The 18,268-nt window shown below is 66.7% G+C and carries 16 protein-coding genes; 8 read left to right on the forward strand and 8 right to left on the reverse strand.

Going from position 1 to position 18,268, the window contains the following annotated elements; translation table 11 throughout:
- Window positions 1–47: 47 nt before the first annotated feature.
- The 3 genes from IPP98_01415 to IPP98_01425 form a co-directional block, all read right to left on the reverse strand.
- The gene (locus IPP98_01415; protein ID MBL0177771.1) at window positions 48–923 is read right to left on the reverse strand and encodes a zf-HC2 domain-containing protein; all 876 of its coding nucleotides are present in this window, start codon (window positions 921–923) and stop codon (window positions 48–50) included.
- Window positions 916–1,440, reverse strand: coding sequence for a sigma-70 family RNA polymerase sigma factor (locus IPP98_01420; protein MBL0177772.1), 525 nt, complete (start codon window positions 1,438–1,440; stop codon window positions 916–918). The genes IPP98_01415 and IPP98_01420 overlap by 8 nt, the downstream gene beginning before the upstream one ends.
- Before the next feature lie 91 nt (window positions 1,441–1,531).
- Window positions 1,532–2,293, reverse strand: coding sequence for a hypothetical protein (locus IPP98_01425; protein ID MBL0177773.1), 762 nt, complete (start codon window positions 2,291–2,293; stop codon window positions 1,532–1,534).
- Window positions 2,294–2,523: 230 nt separating this feature from the next.
- Here IPP98_01425 and IPP98_01430 point away from each other — a divergent pair, with 230 nt between their 5' ends.
- Window positions 2,524–2,967 (forward strand): cupredoxin domain-containing protein, encoded by a 444-nt coding sequence (locus tag IPP98_01430; protein ID MBL0177774.1) that lies wholly within the window; start codon window positions 2,524–2,526, stop codon window positions 2,965–2,967.
- Here IPP98_01430 and IPP98_01435 read toward each other — a convergent pair.
- From IPP98_01435 to IPP98_01450, 4 genes are all read right to left on the reverse strand, one after another.
- Window positions 2,954–3,820 carry a phosphatase PAP2 family protein gene (locus tag IPP98_01435; GenBank protein ID MBL0177775.1) on the reverse strand — a complete coding sequence of 289 codons (867 nt, stop codon included), beginning with the start codon at window positions 3,818–3,820 and terminating at the stop codon, window positions 2,954–2,956. The genes IPP98_01430 and IPP98_01435 overlap by 14 nt on opposite strands.
- Before the next feature lie 32 nt (window positions 3,821–3,852).
- Window positions 3,853–4,830 (reverse strand): NAD(P)-dependent oxidoreductase, encoded by a 978-nt coding sequence (locus IPP98_01440; GenBank protein ID MBL0177776.1) that lies wholly within the window; start codon window positions 4,828–4,830, stop codon window positions 3,853–3,855.
- Complete coding sequence (locus IPP98_01445; protein ID MBL0177777.1) at window positions 4,827–5,846, reverse strand: hypothetical protein; 1,020 nt, start codon at window positions 5,844–5,846, stop codon at window positions 4,827–4,829. The genes IPP98_01440 and IPP98_01445 overlap by 4 nt, the downstream gene beginning before the upstream one ends.
- 116 nt (window positions 5,847–5,962) lie before the next feature.
- Entirely contained in the window at window positions 5,963–7,144 is a 1,182-nt protein-coding gene (locus IPP98_01450; GenBank protein ID MBL0177778.1) for a pyridoxal phosphate-dependent aminotransferase family protein, read from the reverse strand.
- A 111-nt stretch (window positions 7,145–7,255) separates the two neighbouring features.
- On the opposite strand from IPP98_01450, the gene IPP98_01455 reads away from it, so the two are divergent.
- From IPP98_01455 to IPP98_01470, 4 genes are all read left to right on the forward strand, one after another.
- Window positions 7,256–9,523 carry a M6 family metalloprotease domain-containing protein gene (locus IPP98_01455; protein MBL0177779.1) on the forward strand — a complete coding sequence of 756 codons (2,268 nt, stop codon included), beginning with the start codon at window positions 7,256–7,258 and terminating at the stop codon, window positions 9,521–9,523.
- Window positions 9,523–9,906 (forward strand): hypothetical protein, encoded by a 384-nt coding sequence (locus tag IPP98_01460; GenBank protein ID MBL0177780.1) that lies wholly within the window; start codon window positions 9,523–9,525, stop codon window positions 9,904–9,906. The genes IPP98_01455 and IPP98_01460 overlap by 1 nt, the downstream gene beginning before the upstream one ends.
- A 148-nt stretch (window positions 9,907–10,054) precedes the next feature.
- Entirely contained in the window at window positions 10,055–11,413 is a 1,359-nt protein-coding gene (hemG, locus tag IPP98_01465) for a protoporphyrinogen oxidase (GenBank protein ID MBL0177781.1), read from the forward strand.
- A 106-nt stretch (window positions 11,414–11,519) separates the two neighbouring features.
- The gene (locus tag IPP98_01470; protein MBL0177782.1) at window positions 11,520–12,830 is read left to right on the forward strand and encodes a dipeptidase; all 1,311 of its coding nucleotides are present in this window, start codon (window positions 11,520–11,522) and stop codon (window positions 12,828–12,830) included.
- 141 nt (window positions 12,831–12,971) lie between these two features.
- On the opposite strand, the gene IPP98_01475 is transcribed toward IPP98_01470, so the two are convergent.
- On the reverse strand, window positions 12,972–13,439 hold the full coding sequence (locus IPP98_01475; protein ID MBL0177783.1) for a hypothetical protein: 468 nt from the start codon (window positions 13,437–13,439) through the stop codon (window positions 12,972–12,974).
- A 971-nt stretch (window positions 13,440–14,410) separates the two neighbouring features.
- On the opposite strand from IPP98_01475, the gene IPP98_01480 reads away from it, so the two are divergent.
- The 3 genes from IPP98_01480 (at window position 14,411) to IPP98_01490 (ending at window position 18,107) form a co-directional block, all read left to right on the forward strand.
- Window positions 14,411–15,568, forward strand: a complete 1,158-nt coding sequence (locus IPP98_01480) for a histidine kinase (GenBank protein MBL0177784.1) — start codon at window positions 14,411–14,413, stop codon at window positions 15,566–15,568.
- The gene (locus IPP98_01485) at window positions 15,565–16,278 is read left to right on the forward strand and encodes a response regulator transcription factor (GenBank protein ID MBL0177785.1); all 714 of its coding nucleotides are present in this window, start codon (window positions 15,565–15,567) and stop codon (window positions 16,276–16,278) included. Before IPP98_01480 ends, IPP98_01485 begins: the two co-directional genes overlap by 4 nt.
- 143 nt (window positions 16,279–16,421) lie before the next feature.
- Window positions 16,422–18,107 (forward strand): S8 family serine peptidase, encoded by a 1,686-nt coding sequence (locus IPP98_01490; GenBank protein MBL0177786.1) that lies wholly within the window; start codon window positions 16,422–16,424, stop codon window positions 18,105–18,107.
- Window positions 18,108–18,268: the final 161 nt, after the last annotated feature.

An 18,268-nucleotide genomic window follows, 5' to 3' on the forward strand; every position in this document is an offset into this window, starting at 1 on the left:
GCCTTCGCTGTTCTCTGTCCTAACGACTAACGACTGACGGCTAACGACTACTCCAGCCTCAACTTCGCCGTCAACGCATCCACCGAATCCTTCGGGAGCGAGGCGGAGATCGTCACCAGCCGGAGCGTGCGGGTCGTCGACTCGCCGCTGGTGACGTAATCCGGCTTGGTCCGAAGCGCGACCGAGGAGGAGAGGCCGGACGCTTCCACGGCTGCGTGCACCGGCTCCACGCGATCCTCGGGGCCTTCGATGACCCAGACCGCCCGACCATCCGGCAACCGCTGCTTCACGAAGAACGTCGGCCGGATCCCGACCCCGTTCCGCTGCAGCCGAACGCCGGTCACCGGGAGGCCTTCGAGGCGGGCGAGTGAACCACCGGCGGCGGTCAGCGCCTCGTCCCAGCTGATCGCCTCCCAGCTGATGGCAGGGTCGACGTCCGCAACCGGTGCGAGCTCAACCACTCCCCGGCTGGCCGCGGCGGGACGGACCATTTGCGGCCGCAGCGTGCCCTCGATGGCGAGTCGCGCACTCCGCGACTGGGTCGCGGTCTCCTGCAGCGCCGCGTTCTCGAGGAAGGACGCGTGCATTGCCGGCGCCACGAACGCCATCGTGGAGAGGCGCGGCGTCGGGAGCGTGAGGGTCGCGGGCTGATTCGCGAGCCAGCCACCGAGCATCAACACGCCCACCGCCGCCGCGATCCCAGACTGCCGGCGCCGCGAGGTGTGCTGGACCATCGGCGGCGCCCGGCGGTGGCCCAGTGGGGCAGCGAAGGCGAGAATGGCGGTCGCGCGGTCACGCGTCGCCACGGCCTCGGAGTGTGCCGCACGGCAGATCAGGCATCCAAGCAGATGTTCCGCGATCTCGGCTGACTGCACCTTGGAGAGGGCACCGTCGAGCCAGGCGTGGAACTCCTCCTCAGGCACGTGCGGACGAGCGCACCTGCTCATCGGACTCCTCCAGCATGTCGTGGGCAGCGACCAGGCGCTTGCGGGCGCGGGCGAGCGTCGTGCCCACGGCGCCAACGGCCAACCCGGTCTGTTCGGCAATTTCAGGATAGGACAACCCGGCGTCCCACAACAAGAGGACCTCGCGGTCTCGCGGCGAGAGCGTGGCCAAGGCGCGCTGCACTTCGGCCTGCTGCGCCTCGGAATCCATCCGCTCCTCGACTTCCTTGCCCACCGACGGCGAGGCGATCGGTTCGTGCGTCAGCAGCACCAGATGCTTGCGGCGGCGAATCGCTGAGCGAGCCTCGTCGCGCGCGATATTGGCGGCGACGGCGAAGACCCAGGAACGCGGCTTTTCGGGCTGGTGGTGCAGGGCGCGCATGAAGACTTCCTGCGCAAGGTCTTCGGCACGATCGGCATCCCACACCTTGCGGTACAGGAAGCGGACGACGGAGTCATAGGTGGTTCGGTAGAGACCTTCGAGATCGAATGCCATTGGTCCTCCAGGAGGCGGGTGACGCCACATAGAAGACGCACACCGTGCGCCAGCTTGCACACATCCACACAAACCATTGTACTGCAACGACTTAGAGTGATACTCGACGGCTCCGGAAGGCGCACCCGGGATGGAGACCTGTCCTCTTTTTAGGCCAGTGTGAACACATTAGCGGTTTGGCAGGTCGGCCGTCGGCCCGGAGCCTGCCGTGCAGGTCGCAATGTAGCCCATCCTCGAGAAGATAGGTGCAGGCCGAGATGATCTCCGCATTCAGGAGGAGCTCGTCTTCCCGCTCGACCTTGCAGAGGTAGGGTGACTTCCGGTTCCGAAGGAGCGATTCCAGCTTCGGCTGTTTCGGTGTGCAGCGAATGTCGACCTGCAGGTCGCGGCAGCACGCCGCCTTGCGGGTGTGATCGGCGGTGCGGCAGGGCGCCGACGCACAGGGATTGGCGTCCGGCGCCAGGTCGTGCTCCAGGACGGGGAGCATCCGGGGTGGCGCCTTGAGGGTGCGCGTCACCAGACGATGATGGTCCACGACTTTGAACTGGTCGCCCCCGAGGCGGCGCGGCGCAGGGGGCCGCTTCGGGGTCGGCACTTTTCCGGTGTAGCCGTAGCCGCCGCAGCGCACGGTGCCGTTCTCCAGCTGTTCCAGATGGCGACAAGGGACGTGCACCTCGGCGTCAACCCAGAGTTCCTCGTCGTCCTCGAACGTCTTGCCGAAGTCGATCCGTTGGGTGTGACCGAAAAGCCACGTCGCGTCGTGGTCCTCATCCCCTTCGATCGCCGCCACCCGGATGGTGAGTTTCAGCGCCCGGCAGTGCCGGCCGAGCGAGCTACAGGGGGGGAGCGACATGTCGGTCCGGGGCGAGAGGTGCGGGGGTGTTCCTGACGGGCCGGAAACTAGCGACGGCGGCCAGAATCGCCAGCGCCGGACTCCCCTTGCCTAGAGGAACACGGGCGATGGCGTTATCCTTCCGCCTTCCCGTGATCCTGGTGGCCGGGAGCCGGCGCTGCCGGGGGGCAGCATCGACGCACACATCACACACCAGGGATGAGGCAAGACGAACAATGCGCGTTCCTGCGATGATTGCTGCAGTGGCCCTGGTGCTCGCGGCCTGCGGTGGAGAGAAGAAGGAAGGGGCGGAGTCGACCGAGACTCCGGAAGCGACCGCACCGACGACGGCGGCCGTGACGGGCACCACCCACGTGGTGGAGATGATCCAGGACGGCACGACGTTCAAGTTCTCGCCGGCCGAGCTCACCATCAAGGCGGGCGATGCCGTGACGTTCAAGAGCGTCTCGGGCGGCCTGCACAACGTCCAGTTCCATGCCGACAGCATCCCGGCTGGCGCCGCGGCGGTCATCGATGCGGCGATCCTGAACAAGCAGGGCCCGCTGGCGTCGGCGCTGTTGAACACGGGCGAAGAGATCACGATCAATTTCGCCGGCGCGCCGGTGGGTGACTACCGGTTCACCTGCCTGCCGCACATGGCGATGGGCATGCACGGCAAGATCACCGTCCAGTAAGCCGGACGTTGGTTGCACCATCTTCGCGGGGGCGTCCATCGGACGCCCCCGCGTTGCGTTGCCCCCAGGCCATCACCAACGGAACGCTCACACCAAGCAGCACGCCCGCCGCGCTGTCGACGACGTAGTGCATCTGGCAGTAGACCACGCCGACGGCCAGCAACGCGGTGGGCACTGCCATCGCCATGCCGAGACGGCGCGAGCCGAGCCAGGCACCGACGGTGGCGGCAACGGTCGCGGCAACATGCGACGAGGGAAACGCGGCACCGAACGCGCTCCCCCGGGCGAGCGTGGCATAGACAAGCCGCGCCGCCTCGTTGTCGACGAAGGCACCGGTTGGCCGCGCAAACTCGTAGTAGGGTCCCGCCACCGGTAGCAGCAGGTAGGTGACGTAGCAGAGCAGAAAGGTCGCGATCAGTCCGTCGAGATAGCGCTCGAGTGCCGCGGGGCGGCGCTGGGCCAGGAAGACGATGACCGGCAACGGGACCAGGATGTAGTAGGAGAAGTAGACGCCGTGCAGCAGCGTGGACCAGAACGCGCTCGGCGCCGCGCGCCACCAATCACGACTCGGCTGACTGTGGAAGAGCCATGCATCGGCGGCCTGCAGTGGCGCGTCCCATGTGGTGGCGGCGCCGAAACCGTTCATGACATCGATCGCGGAATAGAGACCGGCCAGCAGCACCACCGGATAGCTCGCGCCCAGGACGCGCCCCACGACACTGTTGGAGGCGCGGGTGATCAGCCAGGAGAGGAGCGGGAGGCCGAGGTGCGCTCCGATGATCCACGGTACGCCGCGCTGCGTCAGCCGGGTGGCGCCGAGTGCGGCGACGACGAGACCGTAGCTCGCCACCATCACGTCGACGCGCCGCCACGGCCACGCCGCCGTCAGAGCCAGCCTGCCTGGCGATACCAGTCGTGGGTATGGGCGAGTCCGGTGGCGGCATCGAAGCGTGGCTGCCAGCCGGTGGCTGCGATGAACGGAGCGGCGTCGCCGGTCCAGGCGGCCTGGAAGAACTCGTTCGCCTTGTCGGCGCGGAGGATGGTCTTGCGACGGAGGGCCGCGGCCCAGGCTCCGGTGGCCGTGAGCGCCATGCGAGCTGCCCACTCGGGAATCGGCAGCAGGGTCACGCTGCGGCCCATACTGCGGCCGATCTCGCGCACCAGCTCGGCCGAGGAGAGCAATTGCGGGTGATTGACGTAATAGGTCTGGCCGAGGACGGCCTCGCCGGCCGTGCCGGCGAGCACGATCGCGTCGGCGAGGTCCTCGACATGCACGACGGACACCTCCATCGAACCGTCACCAAAGACCGGGGCGATGCCGAGGCGCGCCGCCTTGAAGACGGTGATGAGATTGTCGCGATCGCGCGGGCCGTAGACCGTCGGCGGGCGCAGGATCACCCACGGCAGGTCGGCGCCGCGCAACACCAATTCCGAGGCGAGCTTGCTGCGCCCGTACATGGTGACCGGGGCGTCGAGTCCGTCGGCGCCCTTGGGACGCCCACGCGCAGCCGGCCCACCCGCGGCCATCGAACTGACCAGCACGATCCGCGCGGTCCCGCCATCGGCCCGCGCGGCGTGCACCACATTGGCGGTGCCGTCGCGATTGGCGAGGAGGAATTCGGCCTCGTCGACGGCGCCGGTGAGCGCCGCCACGTGATAGATGACGTCCTGCGCCGCCGAGGCTTCGGCCAGCGCCGGCTTGTCGCCCAGATCACCGCGCACGAGTCGAACACCGCGGGCCGCCAGATCGGCGGCCTTCGCGGGCGAGCGAATCAGCGCGGTGACGGTGTCCCCGCGCGCCAGCAGGCGGTCGACCAGGTGCCCACCCACGAAGCCGGTGGCGCCGGTGACCAGCGCCCTCATGTGATGGGGCGGTCGAGCAGCCGGTAGGTCTTGTACGGCGTGAAGCCGGTCTTGGTCAGGCCCTGGATGATCGCCGCGTTGTCCTCGAGCAGCCATCCGGCCTCGCCCCAGCCGATGCCGATCTCGGCCGCCTTGCTCCAGATCCAGTGATAGAGTGCCGAATCGATGCCCTTGCCGCGCCACTCGGGGAGGACGCCGAGCAGGAGGATGCGCGCCCGGGTGATCTGCTTCGTCTTGAGCTTCCACAGCATCGTCAGCGAGGCGGGGAACATCCCGCCCGAGTGATTGCCGTGCAACACTTCATTCAGGTCAGGCATGGCAAGCCCAAAGGCGATCGGCTTGCCGTCCTTCTCGATGAACGGGACCAGGTTCGGGATCACCACCGGCTTGAAGCCGTCCGCCAGGGCGTCGATCTCGGCGTCGGTCATCGGGACGAAGCCCCAGTTGCTCTCCCAGCAGGCATTGTAGAGCACCTTGACCAGCTCGACTTCCTTCTGGAAGTGCTTCATGTCGAGCGCCCGGATGGTGAGGCCGTACCGCTTGGTGAGCAGCGCCACGGCGCGGGCGGTGCGCTCGGGCGGCTCCAGCGGATTCTCGAGGGAGCCGGCCTGCAGGCAGATCAGGTCCTTGGCCTTCGCGAAGCCCGCCGTCTCGAGCAGCGTGAGATAGTACGGCGGATTGTGCGGCATCATCAACGTGTTCGGCGTGTCGAAGCCGTCGATCAAGAGGCCGCACTCATCGTTGACGGAGAAGGACGCCGGCCCGCGCAAGGTGTCGAGCCCTCGCGACTGCACCCAGGCCGCTGCGGCGTCGAGCAACGGGGCCGCCACGGTGAAGTCGTTGATGCACTCGAAGAAGCCGAAGAAGCCGACCTGGTCGTGGTGGACCTCGTTGTGCAGCCGGTTGTGAATGGCCGCGATGCGCCCGACCACTTCGCCACCGCGCTCGGCCAGATAGTACTCGGCCTCCGCGTGGGCGAAGAAGGGATTCCTGGTGCGATCGAGGAGCTTCTTCACTTCGGCGCGAAACGGCGGGACCCAGTTCGGGTCCCGCCGGTGCAGTCGATAGGGCAGGGCGATGAAGGCGGCGAGGTCCTTGGCGGTCTCGACTCGCCGGATGACCGGCGCGGTGCTCAGATGACCCCCAACTCCTTGCCGATCCGCCCGAAGGCCTCCAGCGCAGTGTCGATCTGGTCCGGCGTGTGGGTCGCCATCACGCTGGTGCGCAGGCGGCACTGCGAGGGCGGCACGGCGGGCGGCACGACCGGGTTGGTGAAGACGCCGGCGTCGTAGAGCTTCCGCCAGAAGACGAAGGTGGTCTCGAGCGGCCCGATGAGCACCGGGATGATCGGCGTGACGGTCTCGCCGATTTCGAAGCCGAGGGCGCGGAAGCCGTCGGCGAGGTGCTTGGCGTTGGCCCACAACGTCGTGCGCCGTTCGGGCTCGTCCTGCAACACCTGCAGCGCGGCGAGCACACCGGCGGTGTTGGCCGGCGGGAGCGAGGCGGTGAAGATGAACGGCCGCGAATGATGCTTGAGGAAATGGATCACCGACTCGTCCGCGGCAACGAAGCCGCCGACCGAGGCCAGCGATTTCGAGAAGGTGCCGGCGATGATGTCGACCTGGTCCTGCATCCCCCAGTGGGCGCCGGTGCCATCGCCGTTCGGACCGATCACGCCGAGGGCGTGGGCGTCGTCCACGACGAGCGCCGCGCCGAAGCGATTGCAGATCTTGCTCAGCCCCGGAATGTCGGCGATGTCGCCTTCCATCGAGTAGACGCCGTCGACAACCACCATCGTCCCCTTGCCGGTCGTGTTGCGCTCGAGCAGGCGGGTGAGGTGATCGAGGTCGCCATGATTGAAGCGCTGCGTGTCGCCGTAGGAGAGCTTGGCGCCATCGACGATGCAGGCATGGTCGAGCTTGTCGAGATAGACGGTTTCGCCGCGACCGAGCAGGCCCGAGATGAGGCCGAGGTTCGCGCCGTAGCCGGTCGAGAAGACCAGGGCCGATTCCTTGCCGAGAAACTTGGCCAGCGCCGCTTCGAGCTGTTCATGCAGGTCGAGGGAACCGTTGAGGAAGCGCGATCCGGTGCAGCCGGCACCGTACCGGTGCAGCGCCTTGGACGCAGCTTCGAGCACCTTCGGGTGGTGGGTCAGCCCCAGGTAGTTGTTCGAGCCGAGCATGATCCGCTTCTGGCCGTCGATGGTGACGACGGTGTCCTCGGATTCCGAAATCGGCTTGAAATAGGGGTAGAGCCCGGCCGCCTGGATCTCGCGCGCCTGGGTAAACTGTCGACACTTGTCGAAGAGCATCACCTGGGCCTCCTGCGTGGGGTGCGTCTCAGTCGCCACGGTTCCTCGCGGAGCTACGGGTGGAACTTCGAGTGGGATGGGGCCTAAGTTGGTCATGGGCCAAGGGGGAAAGCTATGACCGACGGCAGGGCGAGACAAGGCGAAGGACGCCCCGCAGGGGCGGGACGGCGAGGGGGGCTTCGGTCTCTCCTCGGGGCCGGCCTTGCCCTGTTCGCGGCCCTCCCGGTCACTGGGCAATACCCGCGCGCCCGGCCCGGGCAGTTTGAGGTCCGCGGTTTCGACATCGCCCCCGACGGGGCGTGGCGGCGGGTCACGGCGCGAATCGCCGCCACGCGGGCCGCGTTGCTCCGCGACGGCGCGTTGGCGCGCCTGAACGCGGGTGACGCCTCGATGCAGGTCTCGGGTGGCTACTTCGTGCCGGTGATCCCGATGACATTTCCTGGGGTGGCGCAGCCCTTTCCGTCGGCCGACTATCAACAGGTGCTCTTCTCCGCGACCCCGGTGGGGCAGGCGTGGAGTCTCAAGACGTTCTACGGAGCCCAGTCGCGAGGGCGGATCACCCTCGACGGCTCGGTCTTCGACTGGGTCACGCTGGACAGTGCCGCCGCGTACTACGAGGACGGCTGCAACGGCATCGGCGTCAATGGCCCCTGTCCGTCCCGAGTGCGGAGCCGGATGGCCGATCTCCTCCTCGGGGCCCTCGACGCCGTCTCGTTGCGCGGCGACAGCGCCACCGTGTGGAATGCCTACGACAATGATGGCCCCGACGGCCTCCCCAATTCCGGCGACGACGACGGCGTTGTCGACTTCGTCACCTTCCTGCAGGCTCGAGTCGATGGGGCGTGCGGCGGCAGCGGCTTGTGGGCCCATCGCTTCCGCATCTCCGGGTGGAACAGCGGGCAGCCGTACACGACCCGGACCCCGCGGCGCGGCGCGGCGGGTGCGATCATTCCCGGGAGCTTCCTCCGCGTCAACTCCTACACCTTGCAGAGCGCGGTCGGCGGCAACACGGCCTGCACGGCCGGACAGATGATGCCGATCGGCACCGTGGCCCACGAGACCGGCCATGCGTTCGGCCTCCCCGACCTCTACGACACCGATGCGGCTTCGAACACCGAGGGGATCGGCGAATGGGGGCTGATGGGCTCGGGCAATTATGCGCGACCGTGGTCGCCGGCCTCCTTCGAGGCGTGGTCGCTCGCTGAGCTCGGGTGGGTCACGATCGACACCCTCGCGAGTGGCGCCGAGCGCTCGGCGGCGGCGGTGCAGAGCGGGGACACCGTCTACTACGGGGCGACCGCCGACCCCTCGACCTACCTGCTGCTCGAGAATCGGCAGCGGGTCGGCAGCGATACCGCGATGATGAGCCTGGCGTTCAGTCGGATGAAGGGGCCCGGTCTGCTGATCTGGCAAATCGACGCAGCCCGTGTCGCCAACAGTCGCTCCGGCAACACGGTCAACACCGGCGTCGCGCAGGGTGTGGCCCTGGTGCAGGCGGACGGGCTCAATCAGTTGCGCTCCCCGATCACGGGCATCAGGAATCGTGGCGATGCCGGTGATCCCTTTCCGGGGACGACGGCCAATCATGAGTTCGGGCTCGCCACCTCGCCTCAGGCTGCGCGCGCCGATGGCACGCCGCTGCAGGTCCGCGTGGACCGCATCACCACCGAGGCCGGGGGGCGTGTCAGCTTTCGGTACGTCCGGCGCGCACCGACCGTCATCGCGTCGCGCGCGGCTCAGGCGCGCGTGCGCGTCAACGGGGTGGCCAGTCAAACGTATCGCGAGGTCTTTCCTCCTGGAGAGGTGGTGGCCATCACCGCGGACTCCATTCAGGCGAGTCTCGACGGCCGCAGTGCGCTGCGGTGGCTGAGTTGGAGCAACGCCGGGCCACGGACCCAGGTGCTGGTGACGCGGGCCGGACCGCCCGACTCCCTCTTCGCCGATTTTGCCGTGGCGCATCGGGTGCGCGCGGCCGTCAACGGCCCGGGCGTCGTGACCTCCTCGATCACCGGGGTCGTCGGCACCGGCGCTTTCCTCGATGTCGGCGTCGGGCTGCGGCTCGACGCGGTACCCGGGCCGGGGGTCGAATTCCTGGGGTGGCGGGGCGACAGCATCACCCCCGCCGCGTCGATGAACGTCACGCTGCAGCATCCCTATGACCTGACCGCGGATTTCGTCCAGGTCGTCGCCGTCGATCCGACCGCGGCGGTTGCCGCGATCCTTGGCGGACCGGCACTCGCGGCGGACCAGCGCCTCTACCTCGATGTGATCGGCAATCGCAATGGCGGGTACGATGTCGGCGACCTGCTCGCATGGCTGCGGCGCACGGGCCGGCCCCTGCCGACGGCACTCCGTCGCGCGCTCGGCGCGGGGGTACACTGATGCGGCGCCTCCTCGTCGTGACGGTGCTGCTGGCAAGCTGCGGTGGAACAGACGTTCCGCCGCCGACGCCGGGCGAGCTGGCGATTCACCTCACGACGCCGGCGGGCGCGGCCGCCGGGGCGATCGTCCTCACGATCAGTGGTGGGGTCGTGGGCAGTGTCGTGCCCGCCGGTGGCCTCGAGGACGCGATGACCATCGACGCCAGCGGAACCCACTTGCTCCTGCTGGGGGCGGCCAACACCGGCGAGATCGCCGTGCTGCGGATTCCCGATCGCGCACTGTCGAGCCGCTATGTCGTGCGGGTCGAGCAGGTTGCCGATGGGTCGACCTTCGCACTCCTCGACGCCGCGCAATGGGGGGCCACGCTCGTCATCCGTCCCTGATGCGACCAGTCTGCGCTATCTTCGCAGGCATCCCAGCGGCACGGGACCCCCGTCTTCCCCTCATCCTGACAGGTTGCGTCGTGGACCTTCCCTATCGTCCTCGCCGGTTGCGCAATTCGAGCCTGACGACGCTCGGGCGTCGCTGAGCGTGCCACGCATTGCCGTCGTCGGCGCCGGGGCTGCGGGTCTCGTCGCGGCGCGTCGTCTGCAGGAACTTGGCGCCGAGCCGGTGTTGTTCGAGGCCGCGACGCGGGTGGGCGGCTCGATCGAGACGGTGCGGCGCGATGGCTGGATGGCGGAAGCCGGGCCGAACACGGTGATGGAACCGGACCGCGACGTGCGCGCGCTCCTCGACCGCGCCGGTCTCGCCGATCGCGTCGTCCGCCCCGGCGACGCCGTGAAGCGGCGCTACCTCGTGCACGATGGCAGGCCCCAGGTGCTCCCACTCTCGCCCGGCGATCTCGTCGCCACGCCAATCCTCTCCATGTCCGGTCGGCTCCGCATGCTCAAGGAGCCGTTCGTCGCCAAGGGCGGGGACGACCCGGACGAGACGGTGGACGCGTTTGCACGCCGGCGCTTCGGTGACGAGGTCGCCGCCAGACTCTTCGATCCGTTGGTGGCGGGCACCAGTGGCGCCGATCCGACCAAGGTGCTGGTGCGCTTCGCCTTTCCGAAACTCGTGGAGTACGAGCAGAGCGGTGGCTCGGTCCTGAAGGGGGCCGTACGCTCCCGGAGCCAGGCGCGTCGACGCGGCGAGACGCTCGGGGGCGGGCTCTGGTCGTGTCGCCTGGGTCTCGGGGAGGTCACCGAGCAGCTCGCAGCGATGCTCGGTGCTCAGCTGCGGTCCGGCGCGCCCGTCGTGCGCGTCACGGCGCGTGAGATCGGCTACACGGTGCAGACCGCCGACGGCACCTCCACGGACGTTGACGGCGTGATCTTCGCCTGTCCGGCGATGGCCTTCGCCACGCTGTGCCTCGATCTTCCCGGCGGCGAGGCGATCCGGAGCCTGGCGACCATTCCCCATTCGTCCCTGGCCACGGTCTCGCTGGGGTATCCCCGCGAAAGGGTCGCCCACCCCCTCGATGGCTCGGGCCTGCTGGCGCCATCGTGCGAGGGGCGCCGAATCCTGGGCGCGCTCTTCCCGTCGACGCTCTTTCCGGAACGCGTGCCGGTCAACCACGTCCTCCTTACGGCGTTCGCTGGAGGCATGCGTCATCCTCAGGTCGCCGAAATGACCGATGCGAACCTCGTCGATCTGGCCCGGGGGGAGCTGGGGGACCTCCTCGGCGTCACCGGCGAGCCGGCCTTCTGCGAGGTGCGACGATGGCGAGCGGCGCTGCCGATCGCCACGTCCGGGCATGCGGCACGGATCGCGCCGGCCGCCGCCTTGGAAGCGGGCCGATCGGGACTGCTGTTCACCGGTGCTTGGCGTGCCGGCCTGGCCGTGCACGAGGTCATGCTCGGCGGCCTGCGCGCAGCGGAACGGATCGTCGCCGCGCCCTTCTGAGCGGTCAATGCCACGTTGCGGGCCGGACGTTACTTTTCTGGTAGCCCCCACACCATCGCCGTCTCCCTCGCCTCTGGAGTCCGTTGTGACCCGCTTTCGCATAGCCATGCCCCTGCTGGTCCTCGCGGCCACCGCGTGTGCCTCTGGCGCGCCGCCGGTGGCCACTCCGGCCCCTGCCGGCGCTCCGGATGCCAAGATGGTGGCCAAGGCCCACGCCATCCATGATCGGGTCCTGTCGATCGACACCCACGTCGACATCTCGCCGGCGCAGTTCCGCGTGGGGATGCCCAACTACGCGTCCGATCTCCCCGGCCGCCAGCAGGTCGATCTGGTCAAGATGGAGAAGGGCGGCCTCGGCGGGGCGTTCCTGATCGCCTACGTCGGGCAGTCCACCGACCTGACCCCGGCGAGCTTCGCCCGCGCCAACACGCAGGCCCTCGAGAAGTTCGCGGCGGTGCACCGGCTGGTTGATTCGATCGCTCCGACCCGCGCCGCGCTGGCGTTGACCGCTGCCGACGCGCGGCGGATCCACAAGGACGGGAAGAAGGTCATCTTCATCGGCATCGAGAACGGCTTCTCGATCGGCACCGACGTCACCAATGTCGCCAAGTTCCACGCTCTCGGCGGCCGGTACATGTCCCTGGCACACAACGGGCACTCCCAGCTCTCCGATTCCAACACCGGCGAGCGCGACGGCGTCTGGCTGCATCATGGCCTTTCACCGCTGGGCCGCGAGGTGATTGCCGAAATGAACCGGGTCGGGATGATGATCGACATCTCGCACCCGTCGAAGGAATCGATGATGCAGACGCTGGCGATCACCAAGGCGCCGATCATCGCGTCGCACTCCGGTGTCCGCGCCATTTGCAACCACAGCCGCAACCTCGATGACGAGCAGCTGCGCGCCTTGGCGAAGAACGGCGGCGTGGCGCAGCTGGTCGCCTTCAACGGCTACGTGAAGTGCAACGCCGATGCGGCCGCCCGTGACGCCGCCCGCCGCGAGGCGATCGCCGATCTCCGCAAGCAGTTCGGCATCACCGCCACGCAGCAGGCGCAGGTGTCGGCCCAGGTCGAGGCGCTGCCGAACGAAGCGCGCAACCGGTACCTGGCGGCGCAGGAAGACATCACCAATCGCCGCTATCCGGCCGATGCGGCGGCGACGGTCGCCGACTTCGTCGATCACATCGACTACGCCGTCAAGTTGATCGGCATCGACCACGTCGGCATCTCCTCCGACTTCGATGGCGGCGGCGGGGTCGAGGGGTGGCGCAACGCCGGCGAGACCTTCAACGTCACGCTCGAGCTGGTGAAGCGGGGATACACCGAGAAGCAGATCGCCAAGATCTGGGGTGGCAACCTGCTGCGGGTGATGGGCGAGGTGGAGAAGGTGGCGGAGGGGATGCAGAAGAAGTCGTAGGTCGCAGGCTGTAAGTCGTAGGTCGTAAGTCGTAAGTCATCCTGAGTGAAACGAGGGACCCGCGTGATGGCTGCCACGCAGGTCCCTCGCTTCGCTCGGGATGACGGATTTCAGGGCGTACGACCTACGACCTACGACGCCTCAGAACTGTACATCAAACGACCCATTCGTCACCGACCGCGTTCCCGTCGCCGAGGTTCCCGGCGAGGCGGCGGCCGTGAAGGTGAAGGTGCCGGCGGCGCGGCTGGCGGTCAGCGTCGTCACGGTGATCGAGCCTGCGCCACCAACGAGCGATGAGGTCCAGGCCGGGGTGCCGGCGGTGACCTGCACCAACTGCGCGACGCCGAGGTTGCCGGGGCCGACGTTGTACGTGCCGGTGGCATTGACTCCCGGCACGGTCAGGACGATCTGATAGGTGCCATTCGTCCCGCTCACCGCGAGGACGTTGCCCGCATAGGTCACCTGGACCGCCAAGGTGCCGCTCCAGGCGGTGCCGGCGACGGTGGCCGACATGGTGCTCTCGTCGCCCGAGTTGGTGCTGGAGTCACCGCCGCAGCTGGTGACGAGGAGGACGGCGAGGGCGAGGGCGGTCGGTCGGGCGAGGCGCATTGGGGGGGACTCGTGGAAGACGGTGGGGGTGCAAACGGGGTGGCGGAACCCCGGATGATCGCACCGGCCGCTTCGCGCCGCAAGGCGGGGGCGCCCCCCGTTTGTCGGGCAGGATCACCACTACCTTCCCCAACGTCGCGGCGTTCGTGGTCGGATGGTTTGGTCGGTGAGGCCGTGGATGCCACCGCCCTCGTCCCAGCCCGTCCCCGGTGGCAGCCCTTCCTCCGCACGATACATCGACACCACTGTAGTCGAGGCGGTCGAAATCGCGCTTCCTGCGGGGAATCCGAGGCCTGACTGGGCAGGTGGTCGTTCCCAGCAGGGGTATGGCATTTCCGGCGGCCGGGAAGCCGCTGCGGCGATTCGGCCGGCGAAACCAGCCGCCACGTTTCCCGATTAGGCGGCAGGCGCTACCGTTCTTCAGGATTGGGCTGCAGGGGCTGCGGGTCCAATACAGGTTAGGCAGCCGCTCCAACATCTCTCTTGAGCGCTGAAGCGCGATTCACGCGCTTACATAATGCTTGGGCTGACCAAGTGACTTGACGACGGTAGAGGATGCCATTGCCGCATGCCATTTGAACTGTAGCGAGTCGAGCCTGGAGTCCGGTCGCGCAATGCGGCTCCAAGGTGGCAATTTCAAGCCGGATCGGCGAATCAGGGTGGAGTTGGCTGCGACTACCATTGCTATCACGACGTGGCGACCGAAGTGGCGATTACCGCCGTACAGATACCAGAACCCTGATGTTCGTTTCACTTAGAGGGAGCTCGGGTCCCATGCCCGCACTTTTCATCGCGCTGTCCGCCGCCGGAACAGGAGAATGGCCGGCGGACGTGACAGCGTCTGTAGGCAACTCGCCTGGCACGCGCGGTGCAATCTTCTGCTTGGTGACCGCGAGGAGGTCGGCGTTTGCCAGGCATCCATCACGTCGTTTGTCGCGGCCGCCCGACGCGACTCGGCCCAGCTAGCGTACATGACACTCCAGGCGCAGCCAGGATCAGCTCTACCGACGCGGCAACCCGCGTCGGCAAGCGCTCGTCTTAACTTCTGGCAACTGCAACTCCTCGGATGGGGAGCACTGTTCGTCGCGTTGGTCGGATCAAGACTCGACCATCGACCGCTACTGGAGATGATCGGACGTCGGGCCAGCTATGTCGTATTGGGCGCCGGCCTGAGCCTCGTTCTGCATCGGGCGCTGCGCGTTCGCGTCAGGCGCGGCGCTGGCATGCGGGAGCTCGCCGTGACAACCTTCGTTGCTTCGGGACTGCTGGCGATGGTTTGGGCGGCCAGTGACTCGGTCCTGCGTGACCCTGCGCTTCTCTTTCAGTCGTCGCCTCTTAGTCCGCCTCGGCGCATCAATGCACTCCTTCTTGGCACGATGAACAACGCAGTCATTCTGATCGCCTGGTGCTTCTTGTATATTGGGACTGCGAGATCGCATGCATTGCAAGCAGAGCGCGAACGCGCGATGCGCGCTGAAGCGTTGCAGGCGACCACACGCTTGCACGCGCTACAGTACCAGCTCAATCCACACCTGCTGTTCAATGCGCTGAATTCGCTCTCGACGCTCGTACTCGAGCGGCGGTTCGACGACGCGCACACGGGCATCGTACGACTGAGCGAGTTTCTGCGAGCAACGCTCAGGCAGCCACCGGCCAACACGGTTCATCTCGCCGACGAGCTATCGCTAGTCGGTCGGTACCTCGATATCGAACAGGTGCGATTCGGCGCCCAACTCAACGTGACGTACAACATCGATGAAGACGCGTATTGCGCAGTGGTTCCCGTTCTACTGTTGCAACCGCTCGTTGAGAACGCGATTCTGCATGGCGCGACTGAAGCAACCGGTCAGCGTATGATCGCCATTGGGGCAAGCGTTGAAGCCGGACGCCTCTCTGTTGTGGTTGAGAACAGCGTAGGCCCGATGGTGGCGCTGCCGTGGGCGTCGCAAGGCGGAGTTGGACTCGCCAATGTGCGCGAGCGGCTCTTGCTCATTCACGGCGAGCGCGCGACGGTGCGAGCCGGGCGCAGCGACAGCGGCAGTTTTCGGGTGGCGATTACCATGCCGTTCGTCAAGACCGACGCGCTGGTGCCGCCGCCGATCGACAGCGGCGCGAGCGCCCCCGGATGACCACGCCACTTCGCGTGATCATCGTTGACGATGAGGCAACCGCGCGTCGTGGGCTGCGACTTCGGCTGGCACGGCTCGTCAATGTCACCGTCGTCGCCGAGGCGGCGAATGCGATTGCGGCTGCCTCCGCAATAGCGGCACAGCGTCCCGACCTGGTGTTCCTCGACATTGAGATGCCCGGTGTTGACGGTTTTCACATGCTGGATTCGCTGCCCGTCGGCACACGCCCCCTCGTCGTGTTCGTGACAGCCCATGAAGACCGCGCCATTGACGCATTCTCGCTCGATGCGCTCGACTATTTGTTAAAGCCTGTGGATGACGAGCGATTGCTGCGTGCGGTGACTCGTGCCCGAGCGCGGATAGGCGATGACTCAGGCGCCACAGTCTCTCGCGTGCTTGTGCGGGATCGTGGAACGACGATAGCGATCGACGTTGACGAGATTGAGTGGATCCAAAGTGCAGGTGACTACGTGCGACTGTATTGCGGACGCCGCTCCCTGCTTCACCTCGCATCTATGAGCGGGCTCGAGTCGGCGCTGCCGCCCGAACGCTTTTTTCGCATTCACCGAGAAGCCATCATCAATCTCTCGCGCGTGCGATCAGTCGAACCACTAACAAACGGCGACCAGACAGTGGTGCTCACAACTGGCGCTCGCTTACGACTGAGTCGTACACGCCGTGCGGCCTTCTTCGAGCGACTCGCGACCTAGCGACGGCACTGGGGGCGAGACCGCTTCAGCGAGCCGCAGCACCAGTTCATCGAAATCTGCTTGCGGTGCTCGACCGGAGTGGAGAGCTTGCGTGTGATGCCCGGCGGAGACGCCGCGCCGCGAGCCCCCATACCGAGGATCCGATGAAGAACTCCCTCTCTTCCGCGCAACAACTGGCGCGCCATCTGGCGCGTCGAATTGCACCGCGGGCACTTCTCGTCGCCCTTGTGGCTCACCCATCGGTGATGCTAGCGCAAATCTCACGAAACGACACGTTACCGCCATGGTTCCTTAGCGATCCGAGTCGCACTGGCGTGGTTGGGGCCGGTGTGTCTCGGGCATTCTCGGAACTGCTCGCCACGCGGCAGCCGCAGCGCACCGTCATCGTAGCCATCATCGATGTTGGCGTTGATACGACGCATCCGGCGCTCGTACCGCATCTGTGGAGCAATCCACGTGAGATCCCTGGAAATGGCATTGATGACGATCGCGATGGGTATGTCGACGATGTACGTGGGTGGAATTTTCTCGGCGGACGGGACGGCCGCAACGTCGAACGTAGCACGCTCGAAGTGACTCGGCTCTTTGCACGTTGTGCGTCGCTACCGCGAGGAACAGATCGAGCAGGCGCCGAGTCGTTCGTGCTGGCACCCGGGCTGCCTGACTGCGCGACGATTCAGGCCGACTACATCCGGCAGCGAGACCGTGAACTGCGTCGTGTGGAGCGACGCATGAGCCTTCTGGATTCGCTGGAACGCGCGATCACCGTTCTCACTCCGCGGTTGGGCGCTGACTCACTCTCTGTCGCGCGCGTCGCGGTCCTGAGCGCGACAACCGCCGAAGTCGCTGTTGCTCAAGCGGCCGTGCGCCGTGCCGCGGAACAGTTCGGAGCTCTGCGTTCAGTCGTCACGCTCTCGGTAGCCACCGTAACCAGCATGCGGCAAACCGTTCTTCGCCTCTCCAGTCTGTCGGCGGGGCTGGACACCTCCTTGAATGAGCGCTCCATCGTGGGCGATCGAGCGGATACTCCGCACGAACGCGGCTATGGAAATCCTGACGTAATGGGGGCGGGCGCCGCTCACGGCACACACCTGGCTGGTATCGTGCGCACAGTGGTCGGCAACGGACTCGCGGTGAAGCAGGCCCGTGACTCCGTGCGGATTATGATGATCCGCGCGACCACCGACGGCGATGAGCGCGACAAAGACATTGCGAACGCGATCCGCTTCGCAGTCGACCATGGCGCTCATATCATCAGCATGTCCTTCGGGAAACCGTACTCGCCCGAGAAAGGCGTCGTGGATAGCGCGGTTCGATACGCCGATCAAATGGGTGCGCTTCTGATTCACTCAGCCGGCAACGATGCAAGCGATATCGACCAGACACACTCGTATCCATCATCTCGATATCTTAACGGCGAACGCGCGGGCAAGTGGATTGAAGTGGGGGCGTCGAACGTTGAAGGCAACGCCCAGCTCGCGGCCGACTTCTCCAACTTTGGACGCGAGAGCGTTGACCTCTTTGCACCTGGGGTCGACATGCGAGCGAGTGCACTTGGGGGCGGATATGAACGTCGTAGTGGGACGAGCCAGGCGGCGCCAGTGGTCGCCGGAGCTGCCGCACTGCTGATGCTCTATGACCGCACGCTGTCGGGGCGCGACGCAAAGCGCATTCTGCTCGCGTCGGTCGCGAAGTTCTCAACCTTGATTGTCCGGAGACCAGGCGGGAAGCCAACGGATATGACGCCTTTCTCGCGTCTCTCAAAGAGCGGCGGAGTTGTCAACGTGTTCAACGCTTTGCAGATGCTATTCGCGATCAGCGGCAGGTAGCAATCCTTCACCGATTGCCCAGGTCGACGGCCTCGGTACAGGCGTTGCACCACCCGGCGCGCGCAACGCACCACGATGAACGGCGTATCGTCCACCCGACATTCACGACAGCTCTTGGGGCACAAGCGCGACCGCGTACAGACGCGGCGGCTGAGGCGAGA

Source organism: Gemmatimonadota bacterium (genome assembly GCA_016720805.1).
Classification (GTDB): Bacteria; Gemmatimonadota; Gemmatimonadetes; order Gemmatimonadales; family GWC2-71-9; genus Palsa-1233.